Annotated in this window: 19 protein-coding genes; 14 read left to right on the forward strand and 5 right to left on the reverse strand. The window is 65.0% G+C overall.

Annotation, left to right across the window (positions count from 1 at the left end):
- Window positions 1-8 precede the first annotated feature (8 nt).
- The 5 genes from mmsB (at window position 9) to SO139_RS09850 (ending at window position 5,498) form a co-directional block, all read left to right on the forward strand.
- A complete protein-coding gene (mmsB, locus tag SO139_RS09830; RefSeq protein WP_449382271.1) occupies window positions 9-911 on the forward strand; it encodes a 3-hydroxyisobutyrate dehydrogenase in 903 nt (300 codons plus the stop codon).
- A gap of 132 nt (window positions 912-1,043) precedes the next feature.
- The gene (locus SO139_RS09835; RefSeq protein ID WP_449382270.1) at window positions 1,044-2,759 is read left to right on the forward strand and encodes an AMP-binding protein; all 1,716 of its coding nucleotides are present in this window, start codon (window positions 1,044-1,046) and stop codon (window positions 2,757-2,759) included.
- A 5-nt stretch (window positions 2,760-2,764) separates the two neighbouring features.
- Window positions 2,765-3,244, forward strand: a complete 480-nt coding sequence (locus SO139_RS09840) for a MaoC family dehydratase (protein WP_449382269.1) — start codon at window positions 2,765-2,767, stop codon at window positions 3,242-3,244.
- A gap of 119 nt (window positions 3,245-3,363) precedes the next feature.
- Window positions 3,364-4,281 (forward strand): SDR family NAD(P)-dependent oxidoreductase, encoded by a 918-nt coding sequence (locus tag SO139_RS09845; RefSeq protein WP_449382268.1) that lies wholly within the window; start codon window positions 3,364-3,366, stop codon window positions 4,279-4,281.
- A complete protein-coding gene (locus SO139_RS09850) occupies window positions 4,278-5,498 on the forward strand; it encodes a BaiN/RdsA family NAD(P)/FAD-dependent oxidoreductase (RefSeq protein ID WP_449382295.1) in 1,221 nt (406 codons plus the stop codon). The genes SO139_RS09845 and SO139_RS09850 overlap by 4 nt, the downstream gene beginning before the upstream one ends.
- A 108-nt stretch (window positions 5,499-5,606) precedes the next feature.
- Here the strand turns inward: SO139_RS09850 and SO139_RS09855 are convergent, their stop codons facing one another.
- The 3 genes from SO139_RS09855 to SO139_RS09865 form a co-directional block, all read right to left on the reverse strand.
- Window positions 5,607-6,686 (reverse strand): D-TA family PLP-dependent enzyme, encoded by a 1,080-nt coding sequence (locus tag SO139_RS09855; protein ID WP_474797063.1) that lies wholly within the window; start codon window positions 6,684-6,686, stop codon window positions 5,607-5,609.
- A 64-nt stretch (window positions 6,687-6,750) separates the two neighbouring features.
- Window positions 6,751-8,562, reverse strand: coding sequence for an ABC-F family ATP-binding cassette domain-containing protein (locus tag SO139_RS09860; protein WP_449382266.1), 1,812 nt, complete (start codon window positions 8,560-8,562; stop codon window positions 6,751-6,753).
- 2 nt (window positions 8,563-8,564) lie between these two features.
- A complete protein-coding gene (locus SO139_RS09865; protein ID WP_449382265.1) occupies window positions 8,565-9,062 on the reverse strand; it encodes a YaiI/YqxD family protein in 498 nt (165 codons plus the stop codon).
- 103 nt (window positions 9,063-9,165) lie between these two features.
- Here SO139_RS09865 and SO139_RS09870 point away from each other — a divergent pair, with 103 nt between their 5' ends.
- Complete coding sequence (locus SO139_RS09870; RefSeq protein WP_498539961.1) at window positions 9,166-9,966, forward strand: hypothetical protein; 801 nt, start codon at window positions 9,166-9,168, stop codon at window positions 9,964-9,966.
- A gap of 167 nt (window positions 9,967-10,133) precedes the next feature.
- Here SO139_RS09870 and SO139_RS09875 read toward each other — a convergent pair whose 3' ends face one another.
- Window positions 10,134-12,503 carry a xanthine dehydrogenase family protein molybdopterin-binding subunit gene (locus SO139_RS09875; RefSeq protein ID WP_449382263.1) on the reverse strand — a complete coding sequence of 790 codons (2,370 nt, stop codon included), beginning with the start codon at window positions 12,501-12,503 and terminating at the stop codon, window positions 10,134-10,136.
- Window positions 12,504-12,718: 215 nt separating this feature from the next.
- On the opposite strand from SO139_RS09875, the gene SO139_RS09880 reads away from it, so the two are divergent.
- From SO139_RS09880 to SO139_RS09895, 4 genes are all read left to right on the forward strand, one after another.
- Window positions 12,719-13,798, forward strand: a complete 1,080-nt coding sequence (locus SO139_RS09880) for a Ppx/GppA phosphatase family protein (protein WP_449382262.1) — start codon at window positions 12,719-12,721, stop codon at window positions 13,796-13,798.
- Window position 13,799: 1 nt separating this feature from the next.
- The gene (locus SO139_RS09885; RefSeq protein ID WP_449382261.1) at window positions 13,800-14,480 is read left to right on the forward strand and encodes an RlmE family RNA methyltransferase; all 681 of its coding nucleotides are present in this window, start codon (window positions 13,800-13,802) and stop codon (window positions 14,478-14,480) included.
- A 157-nt stretch (window positions 14,481-14,637) separates the two neighbouring features.
- Window positions 14,638-15,036, forward strand: a complete 399-nt coding sequence (locus SO139_RS09890; protein WP_498539962.1) for a GFA family protein — start codon at window positions 14,638-14,640, stop codon at window positions 15,034-15,036.
- 136 nt (window positions 15,037-15,172) lie between these two features.
- Complete coding sequence (locus SO139_RS09895; protein ID WP_449382259.1) at window positions 15,173-15,634, forward strand: VOC family protein; 462 nt, start codon at window positions 15,173-15,175, stop codon at window positions 15,632-15,634.
- 410 nt (window positions 15,635-16,044) lie between these two features.
- On the opposite strand, the gene SO139_RS09900 is transcribed toward SO139_RS09895, so the two are convergent.
- The gene (locus tag SO139_RS09900; protein ID WP_449382258.1) at window positions 16,045-17,538 is read right to left on the reverse strand and encodes an MFS transporter; all 1,494 of its coding nucleotides are present in this window, start codon (window positions 17,536-17,538) and stop codon (window positions 16,045-16,047) included.
- A gap of 162 nt (window positions 17,539-17,700) precedes the next feature.
- On the opposite strand from SO139_RS09900, the gene SO139_RS09905 reads away from it, so the two are divergent.
- The 4 genes from SO139_RS09905 (at window position 17,701) to SO139_RS09920 (ending at window position 21,376) form a co-directional block, all read left to right on the forward strand.
- Window positions 17,701-17,949, forward strand: coding sequence for a hypothetical protein (locus SO139_RS09905; protein ID WP_449382257.1), 249 nt, complete (start codon window positions 17,701-17,703; stop codon window positions 17,947-17,949).
- A gap of 186 nt (window positions 17,950-18,135) precedes the next feature.
- A complete protein-coding gene (gene guaB, locus SO139_RS09910; protein ID WP_449382256.1) occupies window positions 18,136-19,629 on the forward strand; it encodes an IMP dehydrogenase in 1,494 nt (497 codons plus the stop codon).
- A 287-nt stretch (window positions 19,630-19,916) separates the two neighbouring features.
- Window positions 19,917-20,939 (forward strand): NADPH-dependent curcumin/dihydrocurcumin reductase, encoded by a 1,023-nt coding sequence (curA, locus tag SO139_RS09915; RefSeq protein WP_449382255.1) that lies wholly within the window; start codon window positions 19,917-19,919, stop codon window positions 20,937-20,939.
- Window positions 20,939-21,376: a hypothetical protein gene (locus tag SO139_RS09920; protein WP_474797065.1), complete on the forward strand. Its 438-nt coding sequence runs from the start codon at window positions 20,939-20,941 to the stop codon at window positions 21,374-21,376. The genes curA and SO139_RS09920 overlap by 1 nt, the downstream gene beginning before the upstream one ends.
- Window positions 21,377-21,415 lie beyond the last annotated feature (39 nt).

A 21,415-nucleotide genomic window follows, 5' to 3' on the forward strand; every position in this document is an offset into this window, starting at 1 on the left:
GCTTTCAAGTGGAGGAAACGAAGATGGCCACGATCGCATTCATCGGTCTCGGCAACATGGGCGGCCCGATGGCGGCCAACCTGGTCAAGGCCGGCCACAAGGTGGTCGCGTTCGATCTCGTCGAGGCCTCGCGCAACCAGGCCAAGGCCGACGGCGCCAGCATCGCTGAGAGCGCAGCCGGTGCCGTGAAGGGTGCCGATGTCGTCGTCACCATGCTGCCGGCCGGCAAGCATGTCCTGGCGGTCTGGAACGACATTGTGCCGGCGATGAGCAAGGGCGTACTGATCATCGACAGCTCGACGATCGACGTTGAGAGTGCGCGGCAGGCACATGCGCTTGCCGGCAAGCAGGGCGTGCTCTCGGTCGATGCGCCGGTTTCCGGCGGCACCGGTGGCGCGAAGGGTGCGACGCTTACCTTCATGTGCGGCGGCGACGAGAAGGCCTTCGCGGCGGCAAGACCTGTGCTCGAGAAGATGGGCAAGAAGATCGTCCATTGCGGCGGCGCCGGCGCCGGCCAAGCGGCAAAGATCTGCAACAACATGATCCTCGGCATTTCCATGATCGCCGTGAGCGAGGCCTTTGCACTCGCCGAGAAGCTTGGCCTCTCACACCAGGCGCTGTTCGATGTGGCCTCGACCTCGTCGGGACAGTGCTGGTCGCTGACGACCTATTGCCCGGTGCCGGGACCGGTGCCGACCTCGCCCGCCAACAACGACTACAAGCCTGGTTTCGCCTCGGCGCTGATGGTGAAAGACCTGACCCTGGCCCAGGACGCCGCGAAGGCCGCGGGCGCCGCAACCCCGCTCGGCAAGCATGCGCAGGAGATCTATCAGTCTTTCGACGCAGCCGGTCACGGCGGGGTGGATTTTTCCGGAATTATCAAGCACGTTCGCAGCCTCGCTGGACAATAGCGAGGCTTTGCTCGTAGCCCGGATGGAGCGAAGCGAAATCCGGGACGGCTTCTTCGAATCGCGTAGCCGGCCTCGCGTTGCGCTTTGCTCCATCCGAGCTACGCTCGAAGGTCAATTCGACGGACTCGGATCATGACGACATTTCAGGAAGCGCGCGCGTTTCTGCTAGAGCACCGCACGGATCACATTGCCGCGGTCAAAGGCTTCCGCTGGCCCGATCCGGTTCCCTTCAACTGGGCGCTCGACTGGTTCGATGCCGAGCTGGCGGTGAACGATGAAAGCAGGGATCGGCCCGCGCTCTGGATCGTCGATGCCGCGCAGGATCGGCAGACCAAGCTGTCCTTTGCCGCGCTGTCGCGCCGCTCCAACCAGGTTGCCAACTTCCTGCGCGCGCAGGGCCTGAAGCGCGGCGATCATCTCCTGCTGTTGCTTGGCAACGTCGTTCCACTCTGGGAGACCATGCTTGCGGCGATGAAACTTGGCGTCGTCGTGATTCCAGCCACGACGCTGCTCACAGCGGATGAGCTGCGCGATCGTCTCGATCGCGGCAAGGCGAAGGCGGTGGTCGCGGCGCAGGATCAGGTCGCGAAGTTTGCTGGCCTCGGTGCGGACGGGCTCGTGCGCATCGTCGTCGGGGCTGCCGATGATTGGCTCTCCTATGACGAGGCGGCGAAGGCCTCGGAGAGCTTTGCATCCGACGGGCCGACCAACGCCGACGATCCAATGCTGCTCTATTTCACCTCGGGCACCACGGCAAAGCCAAAGCTCGTGCGGCACAGCCAGCGCAGCTATCCCGTCGGTCATCTCTCCACGATGTACTGGCTGGGCCTGCAGCCCGGCGACGTCCACCTCAACATCTCCTCGCCCGGCTGGGCCAAGCACGCCTGGAGCTGCTTCTTCGCGCCGTGGAATGCCGGCGCCACTGTCTTCGTGGTCAACCAGCCGCGCTTCGACGCAAAAGGTCTCCTCGCCACCATCGGCCGCTGCGGCGTCACCACGCTGTGCGCGCCGCCGACCGTGTGGCGGCTGTTCATTCAGGAGAACCTCGCCGCGTTCAAGGTGTCCTTGCGTGAAGCCTGCGGCGCCGGCGAGCCGCTCAATCCTGAAGTCATCGACCAGGTGCGAGCCGCCTGGGGCCTCACCATCCGCGATGGCTACGGCCAGACCGAGACGACGGCGCTTGCCGGCAACTCGCCGGGCCAGAAGGTCAAGATCGGTTCGATGGGCCGGCCGCTGCCGGGCTTTCGCGTGCAGATCAGCGATGCCGACGGCAATCCCGCGAAGGAGGGCGAGGTGACGCTCGTGCTCGGCGACAGCCGTCCCGCCGGGCTGATGCAGGGCTATCAGGGCGACGACGGCAAATTGTCGGGCGTCGAGGGCGAGCTCTATCGCAGCGGCGACGTGGTGTTCGCTGACGAAGAGGGCTATCTCACCTTCGTCGGCCGCTCTGACGACGTCTTCAAATCCTCCGACTACCGTATCAGCCCGTTCGAGCTCGAGAGCGTGCTGCTCGAGCATGAGCTGGTCGCTGAAGCTGCCGTGGTGCCGAGCCCGGATCCGATCCGGCTTGCCATCCCCAAGGCTTTCGTGCTGCTGACCTCGGGCGCCGAGCGTTCGCCGGAAACGGCGCTGTCGATCTTCAAACATCTGCACGCGCGCCTTGCGCCATTCAAGCGCATCCGCCGCATCGAGATCGTTACCGAGCTGCCGAAGACGATCTCTGGAAAAATCCGCCGCGTGCAGCTACGCAGGCTCGAACGCGACGACGATCGCGGCGATCCGCTGCGCGGCCGGGAATTCCGCGAGGAGGATTTTCCTGAGCTGCCCAAAGCAAGAAGCGAGACCTGAAGCGAATGAACGAAGTCTGGAAGAAGCCGCCGATCACGCTGGAGGCCTATCAGGCCCTGGTCGGCAAGGAGGTTGGCGTGTCGTCGTGGCACCTGATCGACCAGCCGCGCATCGATACCTACGCCGATGTGATCGAGGATCACCAGTTCATCCATGTCGATCCCGAGCGCGCCAAGAAGGAGACCGCTTTCGGCACCACGATCGCGCATGGCTTCCTGACGATGTCGCTGCTGTCCATCATGTCCTACGAGGTGATGCCGGCGATCATCGGCACCACGATGGGCGTGAACTACGGTTTCGACAAGCTGCGCTTCATCTCGCCGGTGCGTTCGGGCAAGCGCGTCCGCGGCCGGTTCGTGCTCGCCGAAGCCAAGCTCCGCAAGCCCACGGAATTGCAGTCTCGCACCAATGTCACGGTGGAGATCGAAGGCGAGGACAAGCCGGCGCTGGTCGCCGAATGGCTCGGGTTGATCTATTTCGCCTGAACGTACCCGTCATCGCCGGGCTTGACCCGGCAATCCATCGCTGCTCAAAGGCCTGTCAATTCTGATGGATGGCCGGGTCGAGCTCGGTCATGACGATCTAACATCCAGGAAGCATTCCCATGGCAATCAGGTTTGACGGACGCGTCGCCATCGTCACCGGCGCGGGCAATGGTCTGGGGCGGGCGCATGCTCTGGGGCTCGCGAGCCGCGGGGCCAAGGTCGTGGTCAACGATTTCGGCGGCGCGCGCGACGGCACCGGAGCCTCGCTGTCGCCGGCCGAGGCCGTCGTCGAGGAGATCCGTAAATCGGGCGGCACCGCGATGGCCGACGGCGCCGATGTCTCCAATTTCGAGCAGGTCACTGCGATGGTCGAGCGCGCCACCAAGGAGTGGGGCAGCGTCGATCTGCTCTGCGCCAACGCCGGCATCCTGCGCGACAAGTCGTTCGGCAAGATGGAAGCGGCCGACTTCCAGAAGGTGCTCGACGTGCATCTCGTCGGCACCTTCTACTGCTGCAAAGCGGTGTGGGCCGGCATGCGCGACCGCAACTACGGCCGCATCGTGCTGACGACGTCGTCGTCCGGACTCTATGGCAATTTCGGGCAGGCCAATTACGGCGCGGCGAAATCCGGCATGGTCGGCCTGATGAACGTACTGGCCGAAGAGGGCCGCAAGACCGACATCCGCGTCAACATCATCTCGCCGACGGCCGCCACCCGCATGACCGAAGAGCTGCTGCCGCCGCAGGCGTTGCAACTGATGAGACCGGAGGCGATCACGCCGGCAGTCGAATACATGCTCAGCGAGGACGCCCCGACCCGCACCATCATGGGCGCCGGCGCGGGCTCCTTCGCGGTGATCAGGATCGTCGAGAGCGAAGGGATCAACCTGGCGCAGTCGGATTGGACGCCGGACGCGATCGCCGCGCGTTTTGCAGAGATCAGCGACATGTCGAAGGCCAAGGCGCTGCAAGGCGCATTCGAGCAGACGCAGAAGTACGTCGCACAGGCGGCCGCGCGCGCGGGGGTAAAACTCTGACCAACGTCGCTGTCATCGGCGCCGGTCCCGCCGGGCTGATGGCGGCGGAGGTGTTGGCAGCGGGCGGCGCTGCCGTCACCGTCTATGACGCCATGCCCTCTGCGGGGCGCAAATTCCTGATGGCCGGCCGCGGCGGGCTCAACCTCACGCATAGCGAGCCGCTGCCGCAGTTCATCGCACGCTACCGCGAGGCGGCACGGAAGCTGCAAGCCGCAATCGACGCGTTTCCGCCGGACGCGTTGCGTGAATGGTGCGAGGCGCTGGGTGAGCCGACCTTCGTCGGCACCAGCGGGCGTGTGTTTCCGAGGGCGTTCAAGGCCTCGCCCCTGCTGCGGGCCTGGTTACGCCGGCTCGACGCCGGCGGCGTTCGGTTTGCGTTTCGCCACCGCTGGACCGGATGGGATGATGGGGGGCCGCTGTTGTTTCTGGCGCCGAAGGGCCCCTCCGCCATCGGGGCCGACGCCACCGTGCTCGCACTGGGCGGCGCAAGCTGGCCGCGCCTCGGCTCTGACGGCGGCTGGGCAAGTACGCTTGCCGGGAAGGGTGTGACGATTTCACCGTTACGGCCTGCGAATTGCGGCTTCGATGTCGCCTGGTCCGAGGTGTTCCGGACGCGCTTCGAAGGCCAGCCGCTGAAAGGCATTGCCCTCGTCTTCGGCGGACACGCGGTGCGCGGCGAGGCGATCATCACCCGTACCGGCATCGAAGGCGGCGCGATCTATGCGCTGTCGGCCGAATTGCGCGAGACGATTGCGGGTAAAGGCGAGGCGGTTCTGCACGTCGCACTGCGGCCAGATCTCGATCGAGGCCAGCTCGCCAACCGGCTCTCCGCTCCGCGCGGCAAACAGTCGGTCTCCAACTTCCTGCGCAAAGCTGCTCAGCTCTCGCCGGTTGCCGTTGGCCTGCTGCAAGAGGCAGCGATCAAGGAGGGCCTATCGCTCTCATCACAGCCGCCCGAGCGGCTCGCCGACTTGATCAATGCCGTGCCGGTCAGGCTCATCGGCGTGGCCGCAATCGCACGTGCGATCTCCAGCGCCGGGGGCATTTCGTTCGACGAACTCAATGCGGACTTCATGATCCGCAAATTGCCAGGCGTCTTCGCCGCCGGTGAGATGCTGGATTGGGAAGCGCCCACGGGGGGCTATCTCTTGCAGGCGTCGTTCGCGACCGGCGTTGCCGCGGGGCGGGGCGTGTTGAAGTGGCTCTCGAAATCGTAGGTGGTCAAAGCGGAGCGTGCCCACCTCTTCTGTCGCAATCTTTGAGAGATGGTGGGCACTGCGCTGCGCGCCTTTGCCCACCCTACGGCTGAATCCCCCCGGGGGCGCCTACCTAAGCTTCCCGCGCGCAGCCACTGGCAGCGTTCCAATGATCTCGTCGCCGCGCACCATCACGACCTCGTCCATCATGTTGACGACGACGCAAACATGATTGGGCACGATGCGGACGACATCGCCGACATTCGGCCGCGTATTGCTGCGGGAGAGATCGAGAAAACCATGCTCCTCGGCGAAGCGCGCGATCTTGGCTTCGGGGTGCTCCAGGATCAGGCCATGGCCGTCGAGCCCGCCGGTATCCGTGGTCAACGTCTTCGAGCCGGCATCGAGGATGCCGCGCTCGGGCGCGGCGCGGCTGACGACGGTGGAGTAAATTTGGAGCGCGCAGTCGTCCCAGGTGGCGGAGCCGGCCGCCACCTGCATGCGGTCGTTGTAGATATAGGTACCGAAACGGTGCTCGGTGCCTCCTTTGAGCTTGCCGATATTGACGAGGTTCGGCGTACCGCCGGTCGAGACGATCGTGGCCTCTAACCCCTGCGCGCGCACGCCAGCCAGTGCCTCGTCGTAGAACTTCTGCGCCTCGGCCCAGCCGGTCTCGGTCGGATAGAGCATGAAGCCGGCAAATTGCAGTCCCCTGGAGGCGGCGATCTCGCGCGCCAGCGCAATCGCCTCGGCCGGTGTCTCGACGCCCGCGCGCTTGCGCCCCGTGTCGCATTCGACGACGACCGACAGCGGCCGGCCAGAGGCCGCGGCCGCCTTGGGCAATCCCGCAATCACGGTGGAGTTGTCGGCTGCCACCGTCATGTTGGCCTTGGTTTGCAGCGCCCCCAGGCGCGCCATCTTCTCCTCGCCAAGCAGATTGTAGCTGATCAGAATGTTGTCGATGCCGGCATTGGCCATGATCTCGGCCTCGCCGAGCTTCTGGCAGGTGATGCCTTTCGCGCCGGCCGCGACCTGCATCTTTGCCAGCGTCGGATTCTTGTGCGTCTTGATGTGTGGACGGTTGGCAACGCCCGCGTCGTCGCAGGCCTTCTGGATCCGCGCGATGTTGCGCTCGACCTTGTCCATGTCGATGACGGCGCAGGGCGTGCCATATTCACGAGCGATCTTGGCGGCGAGGGGCGTTGTCATGGGAATCCTTTAGTTGGCACGTATTTCCATCGCAAAACCGGTGCCCATTTTTGCGGAATACGCGCTATGCCTGTTCGATCTCTTCGCGGAGCATTTCCAATTCAAGCCAGCGTTCTTCCGCGGCGGAAAGTTCCTCATGCGCTTTGGCGATCGCGGCAGATGTATCGTCGAATTTCTTGCGATCCTTGGCGTAGAGATTGGGATCGTCAAGCACGTGCTGAAGCTCTGCGATGTCGGCATGCAGGGTGTCGATCTTCTTCGGTAGCGTTTCCAGCGCGTGCTTCTCGTTGAAGCTCAGCCGCCGTTTTGGCGCGGACGTCGGGGCAGCGGGGCGATCTTCCTTCTTCTCGGCGGGAGCTTGCGCCTTCACTGTCTCGCGCTTCAGGTCGGCGCCGCGCTGCGCCAGCATGTCGCTGTAGCCGCCGGCATATTCGATCCATCGGCCGTTGCCCTCGGGCGCGATCACCGATGTCACGACGCGGTCGAGGAAGTCTCGGTCGTGGCTGATCAGGATCACCGTGCCCTCGTAATCGCCGAGCATCTCCTCGAGCACGTCGAGCGTTTCGAGGTCGAGATCGTTGGTCGGCTCGTCCAGCACCAGGAGGTTCGACGGCTTCGCCAATGCGCGCGCCAGCATCAGGCGGCCGCGCTCGCCACCCGAGAGCACTTCCAGCGGCGTGCCCCGCTGCTCCTGTGCGAACAGAAAGTCCTTCATGTAGCCGACCACGTGTTTCGGCTTGCCGCCGACCACGACGTGATCGCCGCGGCCGCCGGTGAGCGCCTCGGCGAGCGTCGATTTGGGATCGAGGCTCTCGCGATGCTGGTCGAGCGTCGCCATCTCGAGATTGGCCCCCAGCCGCACGGTGCCGGAGTCCGGCTCTGTCCCGCCGGTCAAAAGATTGACCAGCGTGGTCTTGCCGGCGCCGTTCGGCCCGATGATGCCGAGCCGGTCGCCGCGCTGGATGCGGGTGGAGAAATTCTCGACGATCCTGCGCTCACCATAGGCCTTGGTGATGCCCTTTGCCTCGATCACCAGCTTGCCGGAGGCCTCTGCTTCCGCGGCGGCGAGGTTGGCGCTGCCTGCCGTGCCGCGATAATTGCGGCGCTGCGCGCGCAGCGCATGCAGATTGGCGAGCCGCTTGACGTTGCGCTTGCGCCGGCCCGAGACGCCGTGGCGCAGCCAGTGCTCCTCGTCGACGATCTTGCGGTCGAGCTTGTGCTGGTCGCGCTCTTCCTCGGCCAGCACCTCGTCGCGCCAGGCCTCGAACGAGGCAAAACCGCGATCGATCTGCTTGATCCTGCCGCGATCGAGCCATGCGGTCGAGCGCGAGAGATTGGAGAGGAAGCGGCGGTCGTGGCTGATCAGCACCAGCGCGCTGCGCCGGCTGTTGAGCTCCTGCTCCAGCCATTCGATGGTGGTGAGGTCGAGATGATTGGTCGGCTCGTCCAGCAGCAGGATATCGGGCGAGGGCGCCAAAACCCGCGCCAGCGCCGCGCGGCGCGCCTCACCGCCGGAGAGATTGGCCGGATTCTCCTCGCCGGTGAGCCCGAGCTGCTCCAGCAGATAGCGCGCCTGATGGTGGTCATCGCCGGGCGCGAGCCCGGCCTCGACATAGGCGAGTGTCGTCGCATGATCGCCGAAATCCGGCTCCTGCGGCAAATAGCGGATAGTCGAGCCGGGCTGCACAAAGCGCGTGCCGCCGTCCGGCTCGACGAGACCGGCCGCGATCTTGAGCAGTGTCGATTTGCCGGAGCCGTTGCGCCCGATCAGGCAGACCCGCTCGGACGGCGCGACGTTGAGCTCGACGCTCGTGAGCAGAGGCGTGCCGCCAAATGTGAGGCGGATGTCTTTCAGCTGGATCAGCGGCGGCGCCATGCTCAGCCCTTGACCGTTGCGGCCTGCTCGGCTCGGCGGCGCTGGATGCGGCGGATGGTCTGGTCCAGCGCGGACAGGAATGCGGAGCGATCGCGCGGCGCGAACGATCTCGGGCCGCCGGTGACTTCGCCAGCCGAGCGCAGATCTGTCATGAGGTTGCGCACCGCGAGCGTCATGCCGATCGACTCCTCGGTGAACGGCTTGCCGTTCGGCGCGATGACGTCGGCCCCCGTCTTCACGCAGCGGCTCGCGAGCGGGATGTCGGCGGTGATCACGATATCGCCGTCACCGGCCCGCTCCGCGATCCAGTCGTCAGCAGCGTCCATCCCTGCGCCCGCGGCGATGCGCTCGATCAGCGGGTCCTGGGGCACACGGATGAAATTACCCGCGACCACGCTCACGGGCACGCCATGCCTGACAGCGACGCGATAGATCTCGTCCTTGACCGGACAGGCGTCGGCGTCGACATAGATGCGGGGCGTGGCTGCAGGGCTCGTCATCGGCCGCGTGGTACCGCATTCGCCGCTCAAAGGCGAGGGGATTGACCGGGGTTCCTGCAGGCCTACGATCGGCCTCTGAAGCAGCAAAAATCAGGGCGACAGCATGCCGACCCGGCTCGAAACCTACCGTGTTGAGGCCTACAACACCGCCAAACAATCTGAAAACAAGATGCACGACGACACCGTGGCGCGCCGCTTCGGCTTTTCCGGCGGGCTGGTCCCCGGCGTTGACGTCATTGCCTACATGATGCACGTGCCGGTCGCCCGCTGGGGCCGCGATTTCCTCGGCCGCGGCCTGATCGAGGCGCGCTTCGTCAAGCCCGTCTATGACGGCGAGACGGCCGACGTCGACGCGGTCGAGCACAACGGCGTGCTCACGATCGAGGTGTTTTCACGCGGAGAGCTCTGCGCGACCGGAGCGGCGTCACTGCCCGAGTCCGCTCCCGCGCTCGTTCTGGCCGACTATCTCGAGGTCCCCGCCGTGGCCGAGCGCAAGCCCGTCAATGCGGTCACCTTCGAGGTTGGCAGATGGCTCGGCACCGCGCCGCGCTGCTGGGCGGGAGAGACGGCTGCGGAGTATCTCGCTGAGGTCAGGGAGGCCGATCCGATCTTCGCGCGGGAAGGACTTGGTCATCCCGGTCTGATCCAGCGCGTCATGAATCGCGTGCTGGTCGACAACACGGTTCTCGGACCATGGATCCATGTCGGCAGCCGCATGCAGTTGCTGTCGGCCGCGCGCGCCGGCGACGAGATCACGGCGCGGGCAAGGGTCACCGCGAACTACGAGAAGAAGGGCCACCGCTTCGTCGAGCTCGACGCGCTGGTCGTTGCCAACGGCAACACACCGCTCGCCCACTGCCAGCACATCGCGATCTACCAGCCGCGGGAGCAGGCGGCGGCGTAACGCGGGAAGGGGCAGGTGGGTGCCTCTCACTCGCTGTCATGCCCCGCGAAGGCGGGGCATCCAGGATTCCAGAGACATCGAGATCTATTACGACGGCTGCGGCGTACTGGATCGCCCGGGCAAGCCGGGCGATGACAGTGGTAGGTGTGAGGCGAAAATGCCGTCCCTCACGCCGTCCCCTTCGCGTCCTGAATCGCCCGCCACACGCGCTCCGGCGTCAGGGGCATGTCGATGTGCTTGATGCCGTAGTCGGAGAGCGCGTCGACCACCGCGTTCACCACCGTCGACAGGCTGCCCGCGCAGCCAGCCTCGCCGCAGCCCTTGGTGCCGAGCGGATTGCTCGTGGCCGGCACCGGGTGATCACCGACGCTCATGAACGGAACGTCCTCCGCGCGCGGCAGCGCGTAGTCCATCAGCGAACCCGTGATCGGCTGACCGCTCTCGTCGTAACGGACATGCTCCATCAGCGCCTGGCCGATGCCCTGGACGACGCCGCCGTGGAGCTGGCCCGCGACCAGCATCGGATTGATCACCGTGCCGAAATCATTCACCGCGCTATAGCGCACGATCTCCACCACGCCGGTGTCCGGATCGATCTCGACCTCCGCGACGTGGCAGCCGTTCGGGAAGGCCGACGGCACCGGCTCGGTGGTGTGGTCGACGTCGAGCGAGGAGGGCACGCCCTCCGGCACCTTGCCGTCATGCAGGCGCTTGGCCAAGTCCATGATGTTGATGCTGCGGTCGGTGCCCGCGATGGTGAAGCGGCCGTCGGCGAACTCGATGTCGGCCTCGGACGCCTCCATGAAATGCGCCGCGGCGCGCTTGCCCTTCTCGATGACGAGGCGGGAGGATTCCACGATCGCCATGCCGCTCGCGGTGATCGAGCGCGAGCCACCGGTGCCGTTGCCGGTGTGCACGATGTCGCTGTCACCCTGCACGAGTTTCACGTTCTCGAAGGGCACGCCAAGCTGCGCGCACAGCACCTGCGTGAACGGCGTCGCGTGGCCCTGGCCGTAGTCGAGCGTGCCGGTGATGAGCTGCACCGTGCCATCGGGATCGAACACGATCTTGCCGAGCTCGACGCCGGGAGGGGCGGTGACCTCGAGATAGGAGCCGATGGCGATGCCGCGCAGCTTGCCGCTCTTCCTGCTCTCCTTCTTGCGCTTGGAGAAGCTCTCATAGTCCGACAGCTCCAGCGCCTTGTTGAACACGGCCTGGAAGTCGCCGCTGTCATAGGTCACGCCGGAGGAAGCCGGGAACGGCATCTGGTTCGGCTTGATGAAGTTGCGCTTGCGCAAGGTCAGCCGGCTGATCCCCATCTCGTCGGCGGCGCGGTCGATCAGCCGCTCCATGTAGTAGTTCGCCTCGGGCCGGCCGGCGCCGCGATAGGCGCCCATCAAGGTGGTGTTGGTCAACACCGTCTTGATGTCGACCGCCATCAGCGGCGTGCGGTAGACGCTGGAAAAGTTCTTGCCGGTGTTGAGTGAGAGCGGGCTCGGCGCGACGCCGGTGATGTAGGCGCCGAGATTGCCGTAGCCGGAGAGCTTTGCTGCGAGGAAATGACCCTCGGCATCGAGCGCCAGCTCGGCGTGGATCTTCTGGGCGCGGCCGTGGCTGTCGGAAAGGAAGCTCGTCGAGCGCTCGTCGGTCCACTTTACCGGACGGCCCAGCGTCTTCGCCGCAAACAGGATGCACATGTATTCGGGGTAGTTGATGTTCTTCATGCCGAAGGAGCCGCCGACATTGGCGGTGAGAATGCGCACCTTGTCGTTCGGCACCTTGAGGTTCTTGGCGAGATTGGCGCGGTTGCCCGAAACGCCCTGCGTCGGCACCTGGATCGTGTAGCGCTCAGTCTTCTTGTCGTAGGAGGCGAGCCCCACGCGGGGCTCCATCGAGACCACGGCGACGCGGGTATTCTCGATGTCGAGCCTGGTCACATGCGCGGCGCTGGCGAAGGCCGCCTCGACCTTCTCGGCATCGCCAAAGTGATAGTCGAGCGCGACGTTGCCGGGGATGTGGTCGTAAAGCTGCGGCGCACCTGTTTGCGCGGCTTCCTCGGGATCGGTGACCGCGGGCAGGGGCTCGATGTCGGCCTCGACGGCTTCCGCGGCATCGCGCGCCTGGGCCAGCGTTTCCGCCACCACGAAGGCGATGGGATCGCCGACGAAGCGGACCTTGTCGGTCGCAAGCGGCTGGCGGTTGGTCTGGAGCAGCGGCGAGCCGTCGCGGTTCTTCAGCGGCAGGCCGCAGGTGAACGGGCCGTAGCCGGCGGCGTCAAGGTCGGTGCCACTCCACACGCCCAGCACGCCCGGCATCGCCCTGGCCGCCTCGGTGCCGATGCCACGGATCACGCCATGGGCGTGGGTCGAGCGAACGATCACGGCATAGGCCTGGCCCGGCAGGTTGAAATCGTCGGTATAGCGGCCCAAGCCGCGGACCAGCGTATCGTCCTCCTTGCGCCGGACCGGCTGTCCGACGCCGTATTTTTGCAGTGCAATAGCGTTTTCGAGCGAAGACGATTTGGTGTGTTCTTGCATTGAAATGACCTGAAAAGCCGGCTTTTGCGCGGGTTTCGCGGGCGGCGGAAGGCCCGGACCCCCGTTCAGATAACGCACGGGCCCGTTCACGACAACGCACGAATAGGCATGGTCCCATTGTGATGGGTTGTTGCGCGAGGCCCAAGCGCTGCTAAAGTTTCCCGCGAAAAAGCAATTCCGGGTCGGCCCTTTCGGGCCGTGGAAAGACAGTTTGTATGAATGACCACACGCGGCTCCGCGACGGCCTTGCGCCGCACGGAGAGCTGGGGACGATGGCTGCGGCGGCACTGGCCGTCGAACCGACCGCCGTCCCTGCGCAAATGTCGGGAACCGGCGTCTACGCGGCGCTGGACCTCGGCACCAATAACTGCCGCTTGCTGATCGCCTGTCCGACCAATGACGGGTTTCGCGTGGTCGATTCCTTCTCGCGCATCATCCGGCTCGGCGAGGGTGTTTCGGCCACCGGCTGCATCAGCGAGGCCGCGATCGAGCGCGCCATCGCGGCGCTCAGCATCTGCCGCGACAAGATCGAGCTGCGCAAGGCCAAGCGGCTGCGGCTGATCGCCACCGAGGCCTGCCGCGCCGCGTCGAACGCGGAAGGCTTTCGCAGTCGCGTCGCGGCAGAGACGGGCATCGAGCTCGAGGTGATCGACCGCGAAACCGAGGCCGCGCTCGCCGTGCTCGGCTGCTCGCCGCTGGTCGACCCCAGGGGGCGCGGCGCGATCCTGTTCGACATCGGCGGCGGCTCGACCGAGCTGGTGCGTATCGAGCGCGACCCGGCCGACGAGAATCCGCAGCCGCGCATAAAGGCCTGGATGTCGATTCCGCTTGGCGTCGTCACGCTGGCCGAGCACTTCGGCGGCCGCGACGTGACGCGGAAGACCTATGCGGCGATGGAAGAGGAGGTCGCCCGGCATGTCGCCCCCTTTGCCGAGGAGCATGGCCGCGATCTCGCCGACATGCATCTGCTCGGCACCTCGGGCACGGTGACGACGCTCGCCGGCATTCACCTCAATCTCGCGCGCTACGATCGCCGTCGCATCGACAGCATCTGGATGGACGATGCCGACATCACGGCAACCATCAACAGGCTGCTCGGCATGAGCTATGAGGAGCGCGCGGGCAACAATTGCATCAGCATCGAGCGCGCCGATCTCGTGCTCGCCGGCTGCGCCATTCTCGATGCCATCCGCCGCGCCTTCCCGCTGCCGCGCCTGCGCGTCGCTGACCGCGGCCTTCGCGAGGGCATGCTGGTCGAGATGATGCGCGAGGACGGCGCGCTCAGGAGCTGGTGAGATGGCGAAAGACACCACCGGCCGCTTGCACGTCCAGGTCAAGACCGGCGGCAAGCGCAAGCTGTCGTCGAAGCTTTGGTTGGAGCGCCAGCTCAACGATCCCTATGTCGCCAAGGCCAAGGCACAAGGCTATCGCTCGCGGGCCGCGTTCAAGCTGCTCGAGATCGACGACAAATTCCGCCTTCTCAAGCCCGGCATGGCCGTGGTCGATCTCGGCGCCGCGCCCGGCGGCTGGAGCCAGATTGCGGCCAAGCGCGTCGGCTCGGTCGACGGCAAGGGCAAGGTCGTCGCGATCGATCTGTTGGAGATGCCGGAGATTCCCGGCGTCGATTTCGCGAAGCTCGATTTCATGGACAACGCGGCGCCGGACAAGCTCACCGCGATGCTGGGCGGCGGCGCCGACATCGTGATGTCCGACATGGCCGCCAACACCACCGGCCACCGCAAGACCGACCAGCTCCGCATCGTGGGTCTCGTCGAGACAGCAGCGGCCTTTGCCTGTGACGTGCTGAAGCCCGGTGGGACGTTCCTCGCCAAGACATTCCAGAGCGGCGCCGACGCCGAGCTGCTCGCCCAGCTCAAGCGCGATTTTGCGACCGTGCGGCACGTCAAGCCGGCGGCGAGTAGGCAGGACTCGTCGGAGCGCTACGTGCTGGCGACGGGGTTCCGCGGCAACAACTAGGGCGCGACCGTCATTCACCAGCCCGCTCGTGGCGTCAGCGAAGTAGCGGACAGAGACTTCATTGAGATCCGCTACTGACGTTGAGCCCTTCATTTTGATCCATTGCGGACCTTGTGCCCAGCGCTACTGTGCCAGGAAGGAAGCAATGGAGTCTACGATGGATGCCAAGTGCCAGTGCGGGCAGCTCTCCGTGAATTTACCGGGCCCGAGCTCGTCGGTTGTCGCTTGTCATTGCAGCGACCGTCAGCGGCGAAGCGGGTCGCCGTTCGGCGTACTAGCCTACTACTCCAATGATAGCGTCAAGATCACAGGCGAGGCGACCCGCTATGAGAGGCCGACTGCAACAGGTAGCACGTTCGAGACATTCTTCTGCCCAACCTGCGGGTCTACCGTCTATGCCCGTGCCGGAAAGCATCCCACCTTGATCGGGATCGTTGTCGGGGCGATATGCGATCCAACATACCCGGCTCCCGTTCGGTCAGTTTGGGAGGAAGGCAAGCACGATTGGGTTGTGATCCCTGAGCCCGTTCAACACTTTCCACGAGGACGGTCGTAGTGGGATGGCCCAACTCGAACTTCTGGCGAGGTCGGCTATTGCGCCGCTATCTGAGGTGCAGCGGACCTAAGCATGCCCAGACTATTGTTCGTAAAATTGATCATTGCGAAAATGGATATTTGCGGGAGGACCGAGCATGCAAATCAATGGCGTTGCCCACACATTCATCACGGCTGGAAATTTTCCAGCCGCACGTGCCTTCTACGGACAACTACTACCGTTTATGGGCCTTACGATCGTGGCCGACACGGTGAACACCTTCTATTGTGTCGGCGGCCGTACGGGATTTGGCGTTCATGCGCCCGCGGAGGAGTATGTTGGCCAACGATTCCGCCAGGGCTCCGTTGGATTGCATCACCACTGTTTCCGCGCGCGAGAGCGTGCCGATGTCGACGAGGCGTATGACTTCCTCGTAAAGATCGGCGTACATATCATCCACGAACCGCGAGACGACAGTTTTGCTCCCGGCTACTACTCGGTGCTGTTCGAGGATCCAGACGGCACGAGGCTGGAGATCAATCATGTTCCCGGCAAAGGGCTGCTCGCTCCAGGAACACAGATTGGCGGCGGCTACGTGGATGGAACGCAGAACGGGTAACGGCTTCAAATGATCAAGCTCAAGGCGCCGAGGCGCTCGGCCTAACCCGTGCGCCGACGCTGCCCTACGCCCAATTGAATGCCGCTTTCGGACGGGTCCTTTAGACTTTCGCGAATTGCGCCACGGTCGCATATTGCCAATGATTTGCCCGACGCGTCAAGCGAGTTCGAAAAATACGAAGTAGGTCGCGGCGCTCCCTGCTACTTTGCATGGGTTATTTTCCGGATTTTTGGCGAGCCGCTTCCGAAACGGCTCGACGCTGCGCGAGAGTAGTGAATTCAGGCGGCTGACCCTCACCCTGAGGAGCCGCGTAGCGGCGTCTCGAAGGGCGAGGCCACCGGCGGGGCCTTCATCCTTCGAGACGCGCGTTCCGCGCTCCTCAGGATGAGGGATTGGCACTCTGCTTTCGCCTACCCCAGGCGCTGATCCCGCATGTCCTGCGTATCCTCCGTCGCCGCCTTGACGGCGGCGCTCGCCGCGCTCTTGGCGGCGCCCTTGCGGCTGGCGATCTCGACCGCCTTGCGGCCGGAGATCTCGTGGCCGGCGTCCTGAGGCATCTGCCAGAAGAACCAGCTCGAGGCCGCCGACGTCAGCGCGACGACGATGAAAGCGGGCCAGAACACGGTGGCGTCGATCTCGGTGACGTGGCGGAACCACATCGTCGATTCCACCGAGAAGGCGCCGACCGCGACTCCAGCGGAGACGGCGAGTTGCTGGTTCACGCTGACGAGCGTGGTCGCGCGGCTCATCTGCGGAGCCTCGACTTCCGCATAGGCAACCGTGTTGATCGCGGTGAACTCCAATGAGCGGAAGAAACCGCCGACCACGAGGATGACCATGATGATGAGCAGCGGGGTCGTCACCGTGAACAGCGCGCATACGCCGAGGAAGAATGCGCTGATGATCGCATTCACCGTCATCAGGTTGCGGAAGCCGAAGGCGCGGATGAGGCGCGCGGCCAGCGTCTTCATGCCCATGGCGCCAAGCGAAGAGGCGAAGGTCACGAGGCCCGAATGGAACGGCGTCAGCCCGAAGCCAATCTGCATCAGAAGCGGCAGCAGGAATGGCAGCGCGCCGATGCCGAGCCGGAACATGAATCCGCCGATGACGGCCGCGCGCAGCGTCGCGAGATTCAGCAGCGAAAAGTCCAGCACCGGCGATCCGGTTTTCCGCGCATGCACGACGTAGAGCGTCATCGAGATCGCGCCGCCCGCGACCAGCGCGAGCACGGTGCTCCAGGGCAGCAGATTGAGGCCCGCGACCGACAGGCCGAAGGCAATACCGGCAAGTCCAATGCCCGCGAGCAGCATGCCCTTGAGATCGAACGGCTCCTGCGCCTCGCTCTTGATCGGATCGATGTAGCGCAGCGCCATGAAGATGCCGAGCAGACCGATCGGCAGGTTGATCAGGAAAATCCAGTGCCACGACGCGTAGGTCGTGATGAAGCCGCCGAGTGGCGGGCCGACCACAGGACCGATCAGCGCGGGAACGGTGACCCAGGCCATGGCGTTGACGAGGTCGCTCTTGTCGATCGAACGCAGCAGCACGAGCCGCCCGACCGGCGTCATCATCGCGCCGCCCATGCCCTGGAGAATGCGCGCGAACACGAAGTCGACTACTGAGCCCGACAGCGCGCAGCCGACCGAGCCGACCATGAACACGCCCACCGCGATGGCAAACACCAGCCGCGCGCCAAACCGGTCGGCGGTCCAGCCGCTCGCGGGGATGAACACCGCCAGCGACAGCAGATAGGAGGTGATCGCGAGCTTCAGCGTCAGCGGGCTCGTGCCGATGTCGGCGGCGATCGCGGGCAGGGACGTCGCGATCACCGTCGAGTCCATGTTTTCCATGAACAGGGCGGTCGCTACGATCAGCGGGATCACGCGTTGCTTGTTGACCGACATGACGGATATTTAATGGAAAATCGGAAGGAGAGGTGAGCGATGCGGCTTAACACCGTCGCTGCTTCGAGACCATTGCGGAACCGCGCATAGCACCTAAATCCTGCGTGACGGTGCGGCCCCCAGACTGTGTCCCGGGTTGCAGCGCCTGCTGGAGATCCCGCGATGATCTACATCCTTGCCGCGCTTCTTCCGCCGATCGGGCTGCTCCTGAACGGGCAGCCGTTCTCGGCGATCTTCAACCTCGTCCTGTGCGTGGTTTGCGTGATTTTCGGCCTGGTTTTCCATATTTTGCTGCTGGTCCCGTCGGCGCATGCGGTCATCGCGGTGCACATGAAGCGGGAGGACCGGCGGCATCGGGAGGTCGTGGACGCGATTCGCCAGCACGGCCCGCCGCCAGGTTATCCGCGCTAAAGGCGCAAAAAAGCCTGTGCATGGCTGGCAATCGGGCCGAATTGCTTTGATTCGTCACCCGGCCGTGCTATCGACCGGCGTCAACCCCACCGATGGGCTCCGATTCGACGGTGCTGCCGCAAGGTACGCCGAGGGCGGCGCTCATCCATAAGCATTTGCGGCACGGCCGCAGGAAGGAGTTGGCATATGGCCACGGTGCAACTTCAAGGCATCCGCGAAGCCTTTACGTTCGACGACGTGCTGTTGAAGCCGGGCCTCTCGGACGTGCTTCCATCCGAGGTCGACATCCGCTCTCGCGTCACGCGCGCCATTCCGCTCAATATCCCGATCATGGCTTCCGCCATGGACACCGTCACCGAGGCCCGCATGGCGATCGCCATGGCGCAGGCCGGCGGCCTCGGCGTCATCCACCGCAATTTCGATCCCGAAGGGCAGGCCGCGCAGGTGCGGCAGGTCAAGCGATACGAGTCGGGCATGGTGGTGAACCCGCTTACCATCAGCCCCGACGCCACGCTGGACGACGCGCTCAAGCTGATGAGCGATCACGGCATCTCCGGCATTCCCGTCGTCACCGGCGCGGGCAAGACCACGCCGGGCAAGCTGGTCGGCATCCTCACCAACCGCGACGTGCGCTTTGCCACCGACCGCCGGCAAAAAGTCTCCGAGCTGATGACGCACGAAAATCTCGTCACGGTACGAGAGAATGTCAGCCAGGATGAAGCGAGGCGAATGCTGCACAAGCATCGCATCGAAAAGCTGCTCGTCGTCGACGACCAGTATCGCTGCGTCGGCCTGATCACCGTCAAGGACATGGAGAAGGCGGTCGCCCATCCACTCGCCTGCAAGGACGCGCAGGGCCGCCTGCGGGTCGCTGCCGCGACCACCGTCGGCGATACCGGCTTCGAGCGCACCGAGCGGCTGATCGACGCCGGCGTCGATCTCGTCGTCGTCGACACCGCGCACGGTCACTCCCGTCACGTGCTCCATGCCGTCAACCGCATCAAGCGTCTGTCCAACTCGGTGCAGGTCGTCGCCGGCAACGTCGCGACCGAAGACGGCGCGCAGGCGCTGATCGATGCGGGCGCGGACTGCATCAAGGTCGGCATCGGCCCGGGCTCGATCTGCACCACGCGTATCGTCGCTGGCGTCGGCGTGCCGCAGCTCACCGCGATCATGGATGCGGTGGAAGCGGCGAAGAAGGCGGACATTCCCGTGATCGCCGACGGCGGCATCAAGTTCTCCGGCGACCTCGCGAAAGCGCTCGCGGCCGGTGCCGACATTGCGATGGTCGGCTCGCTGCTCGCTGGCACCGACGAAACGCCCGGCGAGGTGTTCCTGTGGCAGGGCCGCTCCTACAAGGCCTATCGCGGCATGGGCTCGGTCGGCGCGATGGCGCGCGGCTCGGCCGATCGCTACTTCCAGCAGGACATCAAGGACACCCTGAAGCTCGTGCCCGAAGGCATCGAGGGCCAGGTGCCTTACAAGGGGCCGGTCGGTAACGTCATGCATCAGCTCGCCGGCGGCCTGCGCGCCGCGATGGGCTATGTCGGCGCGCGCGACATGAAGGATCTGCATGAGAAGGCGCGTTTCGTCCGCATCACCGGCGCGGGCCTGCGCGAAAGCCACGTCCACGACGTCACCATCACGCGCGAAGCCCCGAACTATCCGGGCGGGGGTTAGGCGTCCGGGCTGCGCGCTGGTTTTCGCGCGCTCGCCTCGCGTATCGCTGTCATGCTCCGCGCAAGCGGGGCATCCAGTACGCCGCGGCTTCTCCGTATCCATCACCGCCTCTGAAATACTGGATCGCCCGCTCCAGTGCGCAATTGCGCACAAGGCGGGCGATGACACCGAGAATATTGTGAGCGCGTGCGCGCCACCGTCATCCCCCAATCTAGTCCTTTTGTATTGACGCGCCTCGTTCCCTCCGTTTCGCTCGCTATGACGAATAAAACAGTGAGGAAGCCATCATGTCCCAAGGCAAGCGCATCGTTCTCGCCGCGCGTCCCGTTGGCGAGCCAAAGCCGTCTGATTTCCGCATCGAGGAATTCGCAGTCCCAACGCCGGGCGCAGGCGAGGTGCTGTTGCGCACGATCTGGCTGTCGCTCGATCCCTATATGCGCGGGCGCATGAGCGAAGGTCCGTCCTATGCCGCGCCGGTGCCGATCGGCGGCGTGATGGAGGGCGAGACGGTCAGCGAGGTGATAGCCTCCAACAATGCCGATTTCGCCAAGGGCGACATCGTGCGCACGCGCGCCGGATGGCTGACGCATGCGGTCTCGAACGGCAAGGGACTGATCAAGGTCGATCCGAAGCTGGCGCCGATCTCGACCTCGATCGGCGTGCTCGGCATGCCCGGCATGACCGCCTATACGGGCCTGCTCGACATCGGCAAGCCGCAAGCCGGCGAGACCGTCGTCGTGGCCGGCGCCTCCGGCGCGGTGGGCTCGGCCGTCGGCCAGATCGCGAAGATCAAGGGCGCACGTGCAGTCGGCATCGCCGGCGGCAAGGACAAGTGCGACTACGTTGTGAAGGAGCTCGGCTTCGATGCCTGCGTCGATCACCGCGAAACCGATCTCGCGGCCAGGCTGAAGGACGCATGCCCCAAGGGCATCGACGTCTATTTCGAGAATGTCGGCGGCGCGGTGTTCGAAGCGGTCTTCCCGCAGCTCAATGCCTTCGCTCGCGTGCCGGTCTGCGGCCTGATCGCGCATTACAACGACACCGAGGCCAAGCCGCCGAAATGGGCAGCCAGCATGATGCGCGCGACGCTGACCAAGCGGCTGACCTTCCGCGGCTTCATCGTCAGCGACTTTGCCGCCCGCCACGGCGACTTCCTGCGCGACATGTCCGCCTGGGTCCGCGAGGGCAAGGTCAAGTACAAGGAGTTCGTCACCGAGGGCCTGGACAGTGCGCCCGGCGCCTTCATGGGCCTCCTGAAGGGCGCCAATTTCGGCAAGCAACTCGTTCGGGTCGGGCCGGATAAGACTTGATGGGCGGTCGCCGGCCTCCGCGCGCCGGCGCCTGGTTCACAAAGAGTCACCAATCGGCAACACCGGCCCGTAAAAGCCGCAGGTGTGACCCTCCGTTCATTGACGGGCCGGCGAAGGCATTGAATCATCGCGCATATTTTGGTGCGATGATGTTAGAGATTGGTATTTTCAGCGTAATTGTGCTGGCCGCCGGCTATTGGGCGACCATGTTCATCATGGGCCGTCACGACGACGTGCTGCATGGCAAGTTCGTTCACAGCGATGATGAGGCCGAAAGCACGGCAGCCGCAGCGCTGTCTCCGCCGCCATTTCCGGCCCGGCCGGTCTTTCCCAAGCGCCCCGCGCCGCGGGTGGTCGCGAGTGCAAAGCCCGTGAACAGCGACGCCCTGCAATCGCTGCTGGCCGCGATCCAGCAGGATCTGAGGGATGTCGCGTAAGCGTTAGACGCTGCCGCGCTCGACCAGGATCTCGTGAAA

It is taken from the genome of Bradyrhizobium sp. UFLA05-89, from assembly GCF_059803475.1.